This is a genomic window from Herbidospora galbida (assembly GCF_005233835.1).
Lineage (GTDB): Bacteria > Actinomycetota > Actinomycetes > Streptosporangiales > Streptosporangiaceae > Herbidospora > Herbidospora galbida.
The window spans coordinates 1-12974 of sequence record NZ_SZQA01000023.1 but is presented as its reverse complement, the minus strand read 5'-3'; the positions used below and the strand labels follow the sequence as shown (position 1 = coordinate 12974).

At 71.1% G+C, this 12974-nt stretch carries 19 protein-coding genes; 7 read left to right on the top strand and 12 right to left on the bottom strand.

What is annotated here, in order from left to right; all coding sequences use genetic code 11:
* Window positions 1–44: 44 nt before the first annotated feature.
* The 4 genes from FDA94_RS39375 to FDA94_RS22750 all read left to right on the top strand — a co-directional run bounded on the left by FDA94_RS39375 (window position 45) and on the right by FDA94_RS22750 (window position 2023).
* Window positions 45–206, top strand: coding sequence for a hypothetical protein (locus tag FDA94_RS39375; protein ID WP_170991080.1), 162 nt, complete (start codon window positions 45–47; stop codon window positions 204–206).
* Window positions 207–328: 122 nt separating this feature from the next.
* Window positions 329–493 (top strand): hypothetical protein, encoded by a 165-nt coding sequence (locus FDA94_RS39370; RefSeq protein ID WP_169806250.1) that lies wholly within the window; start codon window positions 329–331, stop codon window positions 491–493.
* Between the two features lie 107 nt (window positions 494–600).
* Window positions 601–1437: an SDR family oxidoreductase gene (locus FDA94_RS22755; RefSeq protein ID WP_137249113.1), complete on the top strand. Its 837-nt coding sequence runs from the start codon at window positions 601–603 to the stop codon at window positions 1435–1437.
* A gap of 73 nt (window positions 1438–1510) precedes the next feature.
* A complete protein-coding gene (locus FDA94_RS22750) occupies window positions 1511–2023 on the top strand; it encodes an RNA polymerase sigma factor (RefSeq protein WP_212735452.1) in 513 nt (170 codons plus the stop codon).
* Here the strand turns inward: FDA94_RS22750 and FDA94_RS22745 are convergent.
* Window positions 2018–2650 (bottom strand): TetR/AcrR family transcriptional regulator, encoded by a 633-nt coding sequence (locus tag FDA94_RS22745; protein WP_212735451.1) that lies wholly within the window; start codon window positions 2648–2650, stop codon window positions 2018–2020. The genes FDA94_RS22750 and FDA94_RS22745 overlap by 6 nt on opposite strands.
* Before the next feature lie 52 nt (window positions 2651–2702).
* Here FDA94_RS22745 and FDA94_RS22740 point away from each other — a divergent pair, with 52 nt between their 5' ends.
* Window positions 2703–3110 carry a RidA family protein gene (locus tag FDA94_RS22740; protein ID WP_137249111.1) on the top strand — a complete coding sequence of 136 codons (408 nt, stop codon included), beginning with the start codon at window positions 2703–2705 and terminating at the stop codon, window positions 3108–3110.
* A gap of 115 nt (window positions 3111–3225) precedes the next feature.
* Here the strand turns inward: FDA94_RS22740 and hisF are convergent, their stop codons facing one another.
* Genes hisF through hisD form a run of 9 tightly spaced genes read right to left on the bottom strand, consistent with a single transcriptional unit; the run spans window position 3226 to window position 9183 of the window.
* Window positions 3226–3996, bottom strand: coding sequence for an imidazole glycerol phosphate synthase subunit HisF (gene hisF, locus FDA94_RS22735; protein WP_137249110.1), 771 nt, complete (start codon window positions 3994–3996; stop codon window positions 3226–3228).
* Window positions 3993–4376: a RidA family protein gene (locus FDA94_RS22730; protein WP_062330131.1), complete on the bottom strand. Its 384-nt coding sequence runs from the start codon at window positions 4374–4376 to the stop codon at window positions 3993–3995. The genes hisF and FDA94_RS22730 overlap by 4 nt, the downstream gene beginning before the upstream one ends.
* Window positions 4373–5095 carry a bifunctional 1-(5-phosphoribosyl)-5-((5-phosphoribosylamino)methylideneamino)imidazole-4-carboxamide isomerase/phosphoribosylanthranilate isomerase PriA gene (gene priA, locus FDA94_RS22725; protein ID WP_030450282.1) on the bottom strand — a complete coding sequence of 241 codons (723 nt, stop codon included), beginning with the start codon at window positions 5093–5095 and terminating at the stop codon, window positions 4373–4375. Before priA ends, FDA94_RS22730 begins: the two co-directional genes overlap by 4 nt.
* Before the next feature lie 4 nt (window positions 5096–5099).
* Window positions 5100–5435 (bottom strand): hypothetical protein, encoded by a 336-nt coding sequence (locus FDA94_RS22720; protein ID WP_062330126.1) that lies wholly within the window; start codon window positions 5433–5435, stop codon window positions 5100–5102.
* Complete coding sequence (gene hisH, locus FDA94_RS22715) at window positions 5432–6070, bottom strand: imidazole glycerol phosphate synthase subunit HisH (protein ID WP_212735461.1); 639 nt, start codon at window positions 6068–6070, stop codon at window positions 5432–5434. Before hisH ends, FDA94_RS22720 begins: the two co-directional genes overlap by 4 nt.
* Window positions 6067–6219, bottom strand: coding sequence for a hypothetical protein (locus tag FDA94_RS39365; protein WP_169806249.1), 153 nt, complete (start codon window positions 6217–6219; stop codon window positions 6067–6069). The genes hisH and FDA94_RS39365 overlap by 4 nt, the downstream gene beginning before the upstream one ends.
* Window positions 6216–6806 carry an imidazoleglycerol-phosphate dehydratase HisB gene (gene hisB, locus FDA94_RS22710; protein WP_137249108.1) on the bottom strand — a complete coding sequence of 197 codons (591 nt, stop codon included), beginning with the start codon at window positions 6804–6806 and terminating at the stop codon, window positions 6216–6218. The genes FDA94_RS39365 and hisB overlap by 4 nt, the downstream gene beginning before the upstream one ends.
* The gene (locus FDA94_RS22705) at window positions 6803–7879 is read right to left on the bottom strand and encodes a histidinol-phosphate transaminase (protein ID WP_137249107.1); all 1077 of its coding nucleotides are present in this window, start codon (window positions 7877–7879) and stop codon (window positions 6803–6805) included. Before FDA94_RS22705 ends, hisB begins: the two co-directional genes overlap by 4 nt.
* On the bottom strand, window positions 7879–9183 hold the full coding sequence (gene hisD, locus FDA94_RS22700) for a histidinol dehydrogenase (RefSeq protein WP_137249106.1): 1305 nt from the start codon (window positions 9181–9183) through the stop codon (window positions 7879–7881). Before hisD ends, FDA94_RS22705 begins: the two co-directional genes overlap by 1 nt.
* A 115-nt stretch (window positions 9184–9298) precedes the next feature.
* On the opposite strand from hisD, the gene FDA94_RS22695 reads away from it, so the two are divergent.
* Entirely contained in the window at window positions 9299–10879 is a 1581-nt protein-coding gene (locus tag FDA94_RS22695) for a dolichyl-phosphate-mannose--protein mannosyltransferase (protein ID WP_170991079.1), read from the top strand.
* Here FDA94_RS22695 and FDA94_RS22690 read toward each other — a convergent pair.
* Together FDA94_RS22690 and FDA94_RS22685 are read right to left on the bottom strand one after the other, a co-directional pair.
* A complete protein-coding gene (locus tag FDA94_RS22690) occupies window positions 10852–11304 on the bottom strand; it encodes a hypothetical protein (RefSeq protein ID WP_137249104.1) in 453 nt (150 codons plus the stop codon). The genes FDA94_RS22695 and FDA94_RS22690 overlap by 28 nt on opposite strands.
* 115 nt (window positions 11305–11419) lie before the next feature.
* A complete protein-coding gene (locus FDA94_RS22685; RefSeq protein WP_137249103.1) occupies window positions 11420–12670 on the bottom strand; it encodes a S8 family peptidase in 1251 nt (416 codons plus the stop codon).
* A 99-nt stretch (window positions 12671–12769) separates the two neighbouring features.
* On the opposite strand from FDA94_RS22685, the gene FDA94_RS22680 reads away from it, so the two are divergent.
* The coding region (locus tag FDA94_RS22680; RefSeq protein WP_137249102.1) for a hypothetical protein at window positions 12770–12974 on the top strand (205 nt) is incomplete at its 3' end.

Sequence of the window (12974 nt, the reverse complement as noted above, 5' to 3'; positions counted from 1 at the left end):
CGATGGGGCAGAGTGATGGCACTGAACACGGTTGGAGCTCCGCCATGAACGCCAAGAAGTTACTCACGTACGCCGCCATCGCCTTCGTGATCTTCTATCTGTTCACCCAGCCCCAGGGGGCGGCCGGCGCCGTGCGCGGCGTGTTCGACGCGATCGGCGACGGGGCCCAATCGCTCGCCCTGTTCTTCAACTCACTCTTTGCCTGAACCGGGGTGTGCCGTGACCGTGGTCGGGCGTGCCGGAAGGTCCTCCTCTCTATCCGGCTAGTTATGATCACTGATGTCGCCGGGTAGAAAAATCCGGGACACATACCGCAGGAGGCCCCCCAATGCAGGTCAAGAAAGTGCTCACGTACGCAGGCATTGCGTTCGTGGCCTTCTACCTCTGGACTCAGCCGTCAGCCGCGGCCGGCGCTGTCAGGGGAGTGTTTGACGGTGTCACTTCCGGCGCCAACTCGCTGGCCACCTTCTTCAACGGCGTGCTCAACCAGTAGCGCCGTCCGCGGTTCCCTCGTTTCCGGCGCCCACGGATGATCATCTAAAGGGGGGCTTCGGCGCGCGCTGACCGGGCGTCCGGACTCTCCCATGCGAAACTGGTCTGATGAGTGACCTGATCGCGGTGACCGGGGCGACCGGCGGGCTCGGCGGGCGGATCGCCCGGCGACTGGCTCAGGCCGGAGTCCGGCAGCGGCTGGTCGTTCGCGACCCGTCCCGCGCTCCCCGGCTCGACGGCGCGGAGATCGCCCAGGCGCCCTACGAAGACCCGTCCGCGTTCGCGGCGGCCCTCGACGGCGCCGGGGTCCTCATGTTGATCTCGGCGACCGAACATCCCGACCGCGTCGCCCTCCACACGGCGGCGGTCGACGCGGCGGTGGCGGCGGGCGTTCCCCGCATCGTCTACACCTCGTTCCTCGGAGCGGGGCCCGAGTGCACGTTCACCTTCGGCCGAGACCACTGGCACACCGAACGGCACATCGAAGAGACCGGAGTGGGTTTCACCTTCCTCCGAGACAGCCTCTACCTCGACTTCCTCGAGAACATGATCGGCGACGACGGCGTCATCCGCGGCCCCGCGGGCGAAGGCCGCTTCGCCCCGGTGGCCCGCGCCGACGTCGCCGCGGTGGCCGCCACGATCCTCCAGGACCCGGCCGACCACCAGGGCGTCACCTACGACCTGACGGGCCCCGACCTCCTCACCATGACCGACATCGCCCGCATCCTGTCCGAGGCGCGAGGCTCGTCGGTCACCTTCGAGAACGAGACCCTCGACGAGGCCTACGCCTCCCGCGAGCGTTACGGTGCGCCGGAGTGGGCGGTGGCTGGGTGGGTGACGTCGTATGCGGCGGTCGGGGCGGGTGAACTCGATGTGGTGACCGACCACGTAGAGAAGGTGACGGGGCATCCCCCACTGACCTTGACCCAGGTGCTGCGCGCCTGAGGCGAGACGGCCGGCGACTCATGTGCGGCAGGCAGACGCCTCCTGGCAACGCGGAGGCCGATCCGGACGCTGAATGACCGAAGGCATGCGGCGGCGGCTCACCGGCCTCAGAACATTCGGCACCTCAAGGTGCGACGGCATCTCGTCTCCTGCGGACAACCCTTCCAACATCTGTCTGCGCCGCAACCGGCCGGGGCCCTACCAGATCCAGGCGGCGATCAACGCCGTCCACAGTGACGCCCCCACCGACTGGCGGCAGGTGGTGCGGCTCTACGACCGGCACATCGCCCTGGCCCCCACGCCCGTGCTGGCCCTGCACCGCGCCGTCGCCGTGGCCGAGGTCGACGGCCCGTCGGCGGCGCTGGGCCTCCTCGACGACCTGGACCTCGACGGCCACCACCTGTTCCACGCCGTCCGGGCCGACCTGCTGCGCCGCCTGGGCCGAAGCGAGGAGGCCCTCGGCGCGTACGAGGCGGCGCTGGCCCGGACGGACAATCCGGCCGAGCGCGAGGTCCTGCGACGGCGGCTGGCCCAGGTCCGGCCCTCGGAGAGGCGCCCCCACCAGGGCCGCTCTCTTCGATCATGAAAGCCGGACCCCGGCCGGAGGAGTCTGCTCCCACCCGTGCCCGACCGACCGGCGACATCTGGAGGGATCGTCTCCCGCGCTGATGAACAGAGCGGTCAGCATGGGTACGGCGTGGGCGAGCGCCTGGTGCGGCAGGGGGCCCGTGGCGACAAGTGACGCGAGCCCGTGCCCGATCGCCCAGCTCTGTGTCGCCAGTTCCAGTGGAACGACGTCGTCACGGAAGCGACCGGCTGTCTTGGCCCGTTCGACGGCCCGGACGAGGCCGTGCAGAGCCTCATCCGCAGCGTCGGCGTCTTCGAGTTCGAAACCCGCGTCGAACATGACGCGGTAGAGGTCGGGGTTCTCCAGGGCGTTGGACAGATAGGCGGCCCCCAGGGCGGCGAGGTCTCGCACCGGATCCGCGGACATCGAGACGGCCGCGAGTTTGGTCGCCAGGCGGGTGAAGCCCTCCTGTCGCAGCGCCTTCCACAGGCCGTCCATGCTGCCGAAGTAGGTGTAGACGGCCATCGTCGACACGCCGGTTCCGGCGACCAGCGTGCGGAGCGTGACGGGTTCCCGGGCTCGAAGCATCTGTGCGGCCCGGTCCAGCAGCAGGGAGCGGACCGCCGGATCTCTCGTCCTCGCCATGGCGCCAGAATACATAGCATCGCTATGCTTTCAGGAACGCGAAGGAGGGGTCATGAGCGTGATTCTGGTCAATCCCGATGGATTGCCGAAGCCCGATGTCTACCGGCAGCTGTCGATCGCGACCGGATCGAAGCTGGTGTTCCTCGCGGGTCAGGTCGCCCGCGACGCCGATGGCCGACCGGTCGGCGAAGGAGATCTCGCCGCCCAGGTCGAACAGGCCTACCTCAACATCGGCACCGCCCTGGCCGAGATCGGCGGCTCCTTCGACGACGTGGCGAAGCTGACCATCTACGTCGTCGACTGGAGTCCCGAGAAGATGCCACTGCTGGGTGAGGGGGTGGGCCGGGCGGCGGCGAAGCTGGGGATCGACCCGGTCAAACCGATCACACTGCTGGGCGTCGCGGCGCTGGGCGAGCCAGACCTCCTGGTCGAGGTCGAAGCCACTGCGGTCATCGACTGATCAGAGGCTCCTCTAGCACGTCCAGGCCGCCGACGAGGGCGACATCGTGCGCGCCCGGCGCCGTGCCCAAGAGGGCCGGGCGTCGTCGGCACGACGCCCGGCCCTCCACGATGCCCTACCTGACGGGGTGGCCCGCCTCGCGCAGCGTGTTCTTCACGTCGCCGATCTTCAGTTCGCCGAAGTGGAAGACGCTCGCCGCCAGGACCGCGTCGGCGCCCGCCTCGATCGCCGGTGGGAAGTCCTCGAGCGTCCCTGCCCCGCCCGAGGCGATCACCGGTACCGTCACGGCGGCCCGTACGGCCTTGATCATCTCGATGTCGTAGCCGTCTTTGGTGCCGTCGCCGTCCATCGAGTTCAGCAGGATCTCGCCCACGCCGAGTTCCTGGCCCCGGGCGGCCCATTCGACCGCGTCGATGCCGGTTCCCCTGCGGCCTCCGTGGGTGGTCACCTCGAAGCCCGACGGGGTCGGCGGGCCGTCGACGACACGGCGGGCGTCGACGGACAGGACGATGCACTGCGAGCCGAACCGCCAGGCCGCCTCGCGGAGGAACTCCGGCCGGGCGATGGCGGCGGTGTTGATGCCGACCTTGTCGGCGCCGGCCCGCAGGAGTCGGTCGACGTCGTCGTTGGTCCGGACTCCCCCGCCGACGGTCAGCGGGATGAAGACCTGCTCGGCCGTCCGCCGGACCACGTCGTACATGGTCGAGCGGTCGGAGCTGGAGGCGGTGATGTCGAGGAAGGTCAGTTCGTCGGCGCCCTCGGCGTCGTAGCGCCTGGCCAGTTCGACCGGGTCGCCGGCGTCGCGCAGGTTCTCGAAGTTGACGCCCTTGACGACCCGGCCCGCGTCGACGTCCAGGCACGGGATCACGCGCACGGCCACGGTCATGACCGGTAGGCCTCCACTTCCACCTCGACCAGCATGCGCGGGTCGATCAGGCCGGCCACGCGCACCGACGTGCAGGCCGGGCGGACCTCGCCGAACAGCTCGCCGTGGGCCTCGCCGACGGCGTCGAAGTCGTCCTGGCTGACGACGAACAGCCGCGTGCGCACCACGTCGGTGACCGACGCGCCGGCCTTCTCCAGCGCGTCGAGGGCCACGCCGAAGGCGGTCAGGGTCTGCTGGTAGGCGTCGCCGACGTGCTGGACCTCACCGCCGATGGTGGCGGTGCAGCCGGAGACCAAGACGTGGTTCCCGGCGACGACGGCGCGCGAGTATCCGTAGCGTTCCTCCCACGGACCGCCCGAGGAGATGCGGGTGGGTGTCATGCCCTCACCGCCGCGAGCGCCTCTTCGAGTGTGAACGCCTGGGCGTAGAGGGCCTTGCCGACGATGGCGCCCTCGACGCCGAGGCCGACCAGGCCGTTCAGGGCGCGGAGATCGTCGAGGCTGGAGACGCCGCCGCTGGCGATGACCGGCTTGTCGGTACGGGCGCACACCTCGCGCAGCAGGTCGAGGTTGGGGCCGCGGAGGGTGCCGTCCTTGGTCACGTCGGTGACGACGTAGCGGGGGCAGCCGTCGGCCTCCAGGCGGTCGAGGACCTCCCAGAGGTCACCGCCCTCCTGGGTCCAGCCGCGGGCGGCCAGGGTGGTGCCGCGGACGTCGAGGCCGACGGCGATGCGGTCGCCGTACTCGGCGATGATCTTGGAGCACCACGAGGGGTTCTCCAGGGCGGCGGTGCCGATGTTGACGCGGCGGCAGCCGGTGGCGAGGGCGGCCTCGAGAGAGGCGTCGTCGCGGATGCCGCCGGACAGCTCCACCTGGACGTCGAGCTTGGCGACGACCTCGGCGAGCAGTTCACGGTTCGAACCACGGCCGAACGCGGCGTCGAGGTCCACCAGGTGGATCCATTCGGCGCCGGCGTCCTGCCAGGCGAGGGCGGCGGCGAGCGGGTCGCCGTACGAGGTCTCCGAGCCCGCCTCGCCTTGCACCAGGCGGACCGCCTGGCCGTCGGCCACGTCCACGGCGGGCAGCAACACGAGTGACATCTGTTCAGGACCTCCGGTCGAAGAGAACGGTGACGAGCACCGGGACGATCAGGATGGACAGGCCCAGCACCGCGAGCCGCGCCATCATGTCGAGCGTGAGCCAGGCGATGACCTGGACCAGCAGGAACAGGACGAGCATGGCCGCGTTCTGGGCGCGGCGGCGCCGGGCCAGCACGCCGCCCTGCCGGGCCACTCTGACCGGCTTGGGCAGCACGGCCGTGATCCGGCCGCGCAGTTCCCGCCGCCTGGCCGTCTTGGCCTCGCGGCGGGCCCGTTCCTCCGCCAGGCGGGCCTTCTCGGCCTCCCTCTCGGCCCGGCGTCTGGCCCGCTCCTTGCTCATGAGAGGGTGTTCAGCCAGTTCTGGAGCAGCGTCGCCCCGGCGTCGCCGGACTTCTCCGGGTGGAACTGGGTGGCCATGAGCGGGCCGTTCTCGGCGGCGGCGACGAACGACACCCCGTGAGTGGCCCAGGTGACCAGCGGCGCCTTGAACCCCTCGTCGTGCGGGACGAGTTCCCACTCCCGCACGCCGTAGGAGTGGACGAAGTAGAAGCGGGTGCCGGCGTCGAGGCCGGCGAACAGGACCGAGTCGCCGGGCGCGGTGACCGTGTTCCACCCCATGTGGGGCAGCACGGGCGCGTCGAGGCGCTCGACCGTGCCGGGCCACTCGCCGCAGCCCTCGGTGTGGACGCCGTGCTCGACGCCCTTCTCGAACAGGATCTGCATGCCGACGCAGATCCCGAGCACCGGCCGGCCGCCGGCCAGCCGCCGGGCGACGATCTGCTCGCCGCGCACGCCCCGCAGGCCGGTCATGCAGGCCGCGAAGGCCCCCACGCCGGGCACCACGAGACCGTCGCAGTTCAGCGCCTCGTCGAAGTCGGCGGTCACCGTGACGTCGGCGCCGACGCGCGCCAGGGCGCGCTCGGCCGACCGCAGGTTCCCCGAGCCGTAGTCGAGGACGACGACGTTCTTCTTCACTGCCACCACATCACTCCCGCCGTCAGGGCCAGCGCGGACAGCGCGCCGGTCACCACCGCGGCCAGCTTCAGTTTCTGCTTGGCGAAGGAGACCACCCCGCCGATCAGGAAGAGGCCGATGAAGATCATGGCGCTGGAGGAGAAGTTCACAGCACGCCCTTGGTGCTGGGCACCCCGGACGCCCGGGGGTCGAGTTCGGTGGCCGCGCGCAGTGCCCGCGCCAGGGCCTTGAACTGCGCCTCGACGATGTGGTGGGCGTTGCGGCCGTAGGGGACGCGGACGTGCAGGCAGATCGAGGCCGAGGCGACGATCGACTCCAGGATGTGGCGGGTCATCGTGGTGTCGTAGTCGGGCCCGATCATCGGGGCCATGTTCTCGGGCTCGCTGTGCACGAGGTAGGGCCGGCCCGAGAGGTCGACGGTGACCTCGGCGAGCGACTCGTCGAGCGGGCAGGACGCGCTGCCGAACCGCCGGATGCCCGACTTGTCGCCCAGCGCCTGCTTGAGCGCGGCGCCCAGCGCGATCGCGGTGTCCTCGATCGTGTGGTGGGCGTCGATGTGCAGGTCGCCCTCGGTCTTGACGGTCAGGTCGAACAGGCCGTGCTTGCCGAGCTGGTTGAGCATGTGGTCGAAGAACCCGACACCGGTGGCGATGTCGCACTCGCCGGTGCCGTCGAGGCCGATCTCGACCAGGACGGACGTTTCCTTCGTCGTGCGTTCGATGCGCCCGACCCTCATGAGAGGACCCCTTCCAGGGCGGCCCGGAAGGCCGCCATCTCGTCACTCGTGCCGATCGATACGCGCAGCCACCCGGCAGGCCCGGTCTCGCGGATCAGAACCCCGCGGTCGAGTACGCCCTCCCACACCGCGTGACGATCCGGAAACTTACCGAATAGCACGAAATTGGCGTCGGAGTCAGCCACGGACAGGCCACGTTGCCGTAGCCAGGTCACGGTCGCGTCGCGCTCCTGCCGCAGCGCCTCGACCGTGCCGAGGAGTTCGCCGCGGTGGGCCAGCGCGACCCGGGCCGCGGCCTGGGTCAGCGTCGAGAGGTGGTAGGGCAGCCGCACCAGCAGCAGCGCGTCGATCACCGCCGGGTCGGCGGCCAGGTAGCCCACCCGCGCCCCGGCCATCGCGAACGCCTTCGACATGGTCCGCGTGACGATCAGCCGCGGGTGCTCGGGCAGCAGCGACAGCGCCGACGGGGTGCCGGTGCGGGCGAACTCGAAGTAGGCCTCGTCGACGATCACCATGCCCGGCGCGGCGGCCAGCACCCGCTCGATCACCGGGAGCGGCAGGGCGGTGCCGGTCGGGTTGTTGGGCGAGGTCAGGAAGACCACGTCGGGCCGGTGCTCCTCGATGAGGGCGACCGCGCGGTCGGGGTCGAGCGAGAAGTCCTCTTCCCGGCCGCCCTCGATCCAGCGGGTGCTGGTGCCGGCGGCGATGATCGGGTGCATCGAGTAGGACGGCTCGAAGCCGATCGCCGACCGCCCGGGGCCGCCGAACGCCTGGAGGGTCTGCTGCAGGATCTCGTTGGACCCGTTGGCGGCCCACAGCTGACCGGCGGTCAGGCCGTGACCGAGGTAGTCGGCCAGGTCTTTGCGCAGCTCGACCGCGTCGCGGTCGGGGTAGCGGTTGAGGCTCGCGGCGCCCTGCCGGACCGCCCTGGCCAGGTCGTCGAGCAGCGCCTCGGACGGCGCGTAGGGGTTCTCGTTGGTGTTGAGCTGCACCGCCACGTTGAGCTGGGGCGCACCGTAGGGGTGCTTGCCGCGCAGGTCGTCGCGGATGGGCAGGTCGTCGAGCGTGGTCATCAGCTGGGAATCTCCCAATCGAACCGGGCGCGGATCGCGGCGCCGTGGCCGGGCAGGTCTTCGGCGTCGGCCAGCGCGCACACCAGCGGCGCGGCCTCGGCGAGCGCCTCGCGGCTGTAGTCGACGACGTGCACGCCCTTGAGGAACGTCTGCACCGACAGGCCCGAGGAGTGACAGGCGCAGCCGCCCGTCGGCAGCACGTGGTTCGACCCGGCCATGTAGTCGCCGAGCGAGACGGGCGCGTGCGCCCCCACGAAGACGGCGCCGGCGTTCCTGATCCGGGACGCCACCTGGGCGGCGTCGGCGGTCTGGATCTCCAGGTGCTCGGCGGCGTAGGCGTCGACGACCTTGATCCCGTCGTCGATCGAGGAGACCAGGACGATGCCCGACTGCCTGCCGGCCAGCGCCTCGGTGATCCGCTCGGTGTGCTTGGTGCGGGCCACCTGGGCCTTGAGCTCGACCTCGACCGCGTCGGCCAGCTCGGCCGAGTCGGTCACCAGGACGGCGGCGGCCAGGGTGTCGTGCTCGGCCTGCGAGATCAGGTCGGCGGCGACGTGGACGGGGTCGGCGGTGGCGTCGGCGAGGATCGCGATCTCGGTCGGACCGGCCTCGGAGTCGATGCCGATGCGGCCCTTGAGCAGCCGCTTGGCCGCCGCGACCCAGATGTTGCCCGGCCCGGTGACCATCGAGGCGGCGGGGCAGTCCTCGGTGCCGTACGCGAACATCGCGACCGACTGGGCCCCGCCGACGGCGTAGACCTCGTCGACCCCGAGCAGCGCGCAGGCCGCCAGGATCGTCGGGTGGGGCAGCCCGTCGGGCTTCTGGGGCGGTGAGGCCACCGCCATCGAGGGCACCCCGGCCTCCTGGGCGGGCACCACGTTCATGATCACACTGGACGGGTAGACGGCCAGGCCGCCGGGCGCGTAGAGGCCGACGCGGTCGACCGGGATCCAGCGCTCGGTGACGGTGCCGCCCGGGACGACCGTCGTGGTGACGTCGGTCCGGCGCTGGTCGCGGTGGACCAGGCGGGTGCGGCGGATGGCCTCTTCGAGGGCGGCGCGGACCTTCGGGTCGAGCGTCTCCAGGGCCTTCTTCAGGGCCTCAAGGGGGACGCGGGCCGTGGGGAGGTCGAAGCCGTCGAACCGATGGGTCAGCTCCCGAACGCCCTCCGCGCCTTGATGGCGCACCTTCTCGCAGATGGGCCGCACCTTCTCGAGGGCGGTCTCCACGTCGAGCTCGGCGCGGGGCAGCACGTCGCGCAGGTTCCCCGGCAGGGGCCCGCGCAGGTCGATACGGGAAATCACCCGAACAGTCTACGGACGGCCGGTCCCGAATCCCGCGATGTCCATCATGCGGACATTCGGGGCACTGGTCACAAAAGTAATCAGTGGAGCGATCCTATCCTTTGCCGTCAATAGGATGAGGCGGGTGACCACGATCTCCCCGCCCCTCCCGGTCCCGGCGCGCGACCGCCTCGTGCCGCCGCAGCCCGGCAGCGTGCTGTGGGGATGGCTGGCGCCGTTGATCGTCACGGTGTTCGGCGGAATCCTGCGGTTCGTGAACCTCGGCCGGCCGCACGAGGTCATGTTCGACGAGACCTACTACGCCAAAGAGGCGCTGTCGCTGCTGCGGTTCGGCGTCGAGACCAAGAGCGTCGAGAAGCCCGACCCGGCCCTGCTGGCGGGCGGCGACGGGGTGTTCCGGACCTGCGCGCGGGTCGCCGAGTGCGGCGACTACGTGGTGCATCCGCCGCTCGGCAAGTGGATGATCGCGCTCGGCGAGTGGATCTGGGGGATCAACCCGTTCGGCTGGCGGTTCATGGCCGCGCTGGTCGGGACGCTGTCGATCCTGATCCTGGCCCGCACCGCCCGGCGGATGACCCGCTCGACGCTGCTGGGCTGCCTCGCCGGTCTCCTGCTGGCTGTCGACGGCATGCACATGGTCATGTCGCGGGCCGCGCTGCTCGACATCTTCCTGTCGTTCTGGCTGGTGGCCGCGTTCGCCTGCCTGGTCACCGACCGCGACGACATGCGGGCCAGGCTGGCCGAGTGGCACGCGCGGGCGATCCCCGGCGACTTCGGGCCCCATCTGGGCCGGCGGCCGTGGCGGCTGCTGGCCGGGCTGGCGCTGGGGGCGGCGACGGCCACCAAGTGGACGGGTGCGTTCTTCGTCGTCGGGTTCCTGGTGCTGTCGCTGTTCTGGGACGCCGGGGCGCGGCGCTCGATCGGGCTGCGCAAGCCCTATCGCGGGTCGTGGAAGCGGGATCTGCCGCTCGGCGTGGCCTGGATGTGGGTCGTGCCGGTCGTGGTCTATGTGGTGTCGTACACGGGATGGTTCGCCAGTGAGCGCGGGTGGGGGCGCAACTGGGCGCAGGCCACCGACCACGGGTGGGTGTTCTTCCTGTTCGACTCGATCAGGTCGCTGGTCTCCTACCAGCTCCAGGCGCTGTCGTTCCACACCGGGCTGGCCGCCGGCCACAGTTACGCCAGCGAGCCGTGGCAGTGGCCGCTGCAGTACCGGCCGGTGCTGCTGCACTACAGCTCGCCGCAGGGCTGCGGGGCCGATTCGTGCTCGTCGGCGATCTACGCGGCGGGCACCCCGATCCTGTGGTTCGCGGGGCTGGCGGCGATGGTCGCGATGCTGTCGTGGTACACCGCGACGCGCGACTGGCGGGCCGGGGCGGTGCTGCTCGGCTACGCCACCGGCTGGATCCCGTGGTTCTACTACGCCATCGCCGACAACCGGACGATGTACCAGTTCTACGCGCTGCCGATGGTGCCGTTCATGATCCTGGCGCTGACCCTGGTCGCCGGTCTGGCGCTCGGCAGGCGCGGCGCGAGCCCGGCCCGCCGGTCGCGGGGCGCGGTCGCGGTCGGCGTGTTCGGGCTGCTGGTGCTGGCCAACTTCGCCTGGCTGCAGCCGATTCTGACCGGCGACACGCTCCCCTACGAGGGCTGGCGGGCGCGGCTGCTCTATTCGTCGTGGGTGCCGCCCCAGTAGATCGGGGTGGTCACCACGTTCAGCCCGCCGCCCCGGAAGTGGAGCCGGAACCGGCCGGGCGGGATCGGGGAGATCCGGAACCCGCCCACCTCGTCGACCGGCAGGCCCGGTCCCGGCCCGGCGCCGGTCACGACGCGGACCTCTCCTTCGGCCGGCGGGTCGAGCTGGCCCAGCAGGGCGTCGCCGCTGACGCCGAGCTCGATCACCAGGCCCGACGCGGTCTGGAACGCCAGGTCGCGCAGCGCGGCCACCTCGTCGGCCCGGACCAGCGGCCCGGCCGCGCCCAGCGAGCTGAGCTCGGCGAGTTCGGCGTCGACCAGCCGCCAGGTGTAGATCGCCTGCCCCATCTCGACCAGCCCGGGAGGCACCGGGTCGGCGGCGCGCAGCGCGGCCGCGAGTTCCTCCATGAGGGCGTCGTCACGCATGGCTCTCTCCTCCCTCGTGCCGCAGACGGGCCGCAAAGCGAGAAGCGGCCGGTCGAAGGCCGGCTGTGGCTCGCGCCATGAATCTGCCTCATGGACACAGCGGCCCGTCTGGACACTACAGGCTGAGCTCGGCGAGCACCTCGTCAGCGGATTCGGCCACGATGAGGTCGGCCGCCGCACGGGCCGAGATGTTCTGCGCGACCGCGCGGGCGGCGATCTCGCCGACCACGGCGGCGCAGGCGAAGGAGGTGCCGCTCCAGATGGCGTACCCGTTGAACTGCAGTTTGTCCTGTACGGCCACCTCGCCGTTCAGGAGCCGCTCGACCACGTCGACCTCGCCGGTGAGGTAGGTGCTGGTCACCGCGAGGCCGTCGGCCAGCACGTTGACCCACGGGACCTTCGGGCTGAACTCGGCGCCCCGGGCGCCCACGGCGACGACGTCGGCGCAGGCGGCCGGCCACACCGGGGTGACCTCGGTGATCCGGGCGGCCCGCCGCCGCGGCGTGGGACGGCCGTGGTTGCCGGCCGCCGCGACCAGCACGATCGCGGGTGAGAGCCGCTGCACGGCCCGCTCCAGCACGGTCGGCGGCCGGTTGTCGTGGGTGGTGCAGCCGAACGACAGGTTGAGCACCCGCACGTCGGTCTTGAGGAAGCCCACCATGGCCTTGGCCACCGCCCACGAGGAGACCTCGACGCCCCGGTTGTCGAGGATCGACCGCATGACCAGGACCGCGTCCGGGGCGTGCTTGAGGATCACGCCCGCGACGAAGGTGGCGTGGCCGACCGGCGAAGGGTGCGGCGCGGCGCCCGTATAGATGTCCTTGGCCGAGGCGAGGAAGCGCCCCTCCAGGTCGGGGTGCGGCACGATCTTGGAGTCGAGGATGCCGACGTGCGGCCCTACGCCGGGCGCGGTCATCCGGGCCAGGTCGGCCTGGACGGCCGGGGCCAGTTCGTCGGGCCGGCCGCCGCCGGTGTAGGGCGAGCCCTGGACGCCGTCGAGCAGCCGGTTCTTGGCCATCGGGGGCGACCAGCCGTCGTACCTCTCCTCGAAGGAGGTGCGGAGGGCGTACAGGAGGAGGTCGAGGGCCGGGATCGGGTCGGCGGGGTCGTACTCCCCCTGCCGCGACCGGCGGACGCCCTCCAGGAAGCCGCCGACGAGAGCCTGCTCGATGGCCGCCAGGTCGGGCAGCTCGCAGAGGGTGAGGCCCAGTTCGGGGCTGGTGTCGATCTCCTCCCAGGTGTGACCGGTGAGGTCGGTGAGGCGGTTCAGGACCAGTGTCTGATATCGCCGGTCGACGACCAGCTGGTCGACCTTCCAGGCCTCGGTGTCGCTTCGGTAGACGCCGCCCGGGTCGGTGAAAGGCATGGGAACTCCCTCGCGTGATTCGCCACTTCCGATTGATGAGCGGGCACTCACCCGTTTGATACATCCCGCGCGGAAATCAGGAGTGGAAAACTGCGACGGGTGACGACGACCCAGGATCCGGCGCGGGCCGCGCTCATGCTCGCCGAGGCCGATCCGGGGCGGGCGGTGATCGTCGCGGCCGAGGTGGCGGCGCGCGCCCGCGAGCGGCGCGACCTGGCCGCCCAGTCGAGGGCCGAACGCGCGCTGGGCATCGCGGCCGTCCACCTCGACGACCTGGCGACCGCCGCACGGCACCTGCGGGCGG

Excerpts from the sequence above, each read along its gene's own strand:
- FDA94_RS39375 (WP_170991080.1), top strand. The coding sequence starts at position 45 with ATGAACGCCAAGAAGTTACTCACGTACGCCGCCATCGCCTTCGTGATC.
- FDA94_RS39370 (WP_169806250.1), top strand. The coding sequence starts at position 329 with ATGCAGGTCAAGAAAGTGCTCACGTACGCAGGCATTGCGTTCGTGGCC.
- FDA94_RS22755 (WP_137249113.1), top strand. The coding sequence starts at position 601 with ATGAGTGACCTGATCGCGGTGACCGGGGCGACCGGCGGGCTCGGCGGG.
- FDA94_RS22750 (WP_212735452.1), top strand. The coding sequence starts at position 1,511 with ATGACCGAAGGCATGCGGCGGCGGCTCACCGGCCTCAGAACATTCGGC.
- FDA94_RS22745 (WP_212735451.1), bottom strand. The coding sequence starts at position 2,650 with ATGGCGAGGACGAGAGATCCGGCGGTCCGCTCCCTGCTGCTGGACCGG.
- FDA94_RS22740 (WP_137249111.1), top strand. The coding sequence starts at position 2,703 with ATGAGCGTGATTCTGGTCAATCCCGATGGATTGCCGAAGCCCGATGTC.
- hisF (WP_137249110.1), bottom strand. The coding sequence starts at position 3,996 with ATGACCGTGGCCGTGCGCGTGATCCCGTGCCTGGACGTCGACGCGGGC.
- FDA94_RS22730 (WP_062330131.1), bottom strand. The coding sequence starts at position 4,376 with ATGACACCCACCCGCATCTCCTCGGGCGGTCCGTGGGAGGAACGCTAC.
- priA (WP_030450282.1), bottom strand. The coding sequence starts at position 5,095 with ATGTCACTCGTGTTGCTGCCCGCCGTGGACGTGGCCGACGGCCAGGCG.
- FDA94_RS22720 (WP_062330126.1), bottom strand. The coding sequence starts at position 5,435 with ATGAGCAAGGAGCGGGCCAGACGCCGGGCCGAGAGGGAGGCCGAGAAG.
- hisB (WP_137249108.1), bottom strand. The coding sequence starts at position 6,806 with ATGAGGGTCGGGCGCATCGAACGCACGACGAAGGAAACGTCCGTCCTG.
- FDA94_RS22705 (WP_137249107.1), bottom strand. The coding sequence starts at position 7,879 with ATGACCACGCTCGACGACCTGCCCATCCGCGACGACCTGCGCGGCAAG.
- FDA94_RS22695 (WP_170991079.1), top strand. The coding sequence starts at position 9,299 with ATGAGGCGGGTGACCACGATCTCCCCGCCCCTCCCGGTCCCGGCGCGC.
- FDA94_RS22690 (WP_137249104.1), bottom strand. The coding sequence starts at position 11,304 with ATGCGTGACGACGCCCTCATGGAGGAACTCGCGGCCGCGCTGCGCGCC.
- FDA94_RS22685 (WP_137249103.1), bottom strand. The coding sequence starts at position 12,670 with ATGCCTTTCACCGACCCGGGCGGCGTCTACCGAAGCGACACCGAGGCC.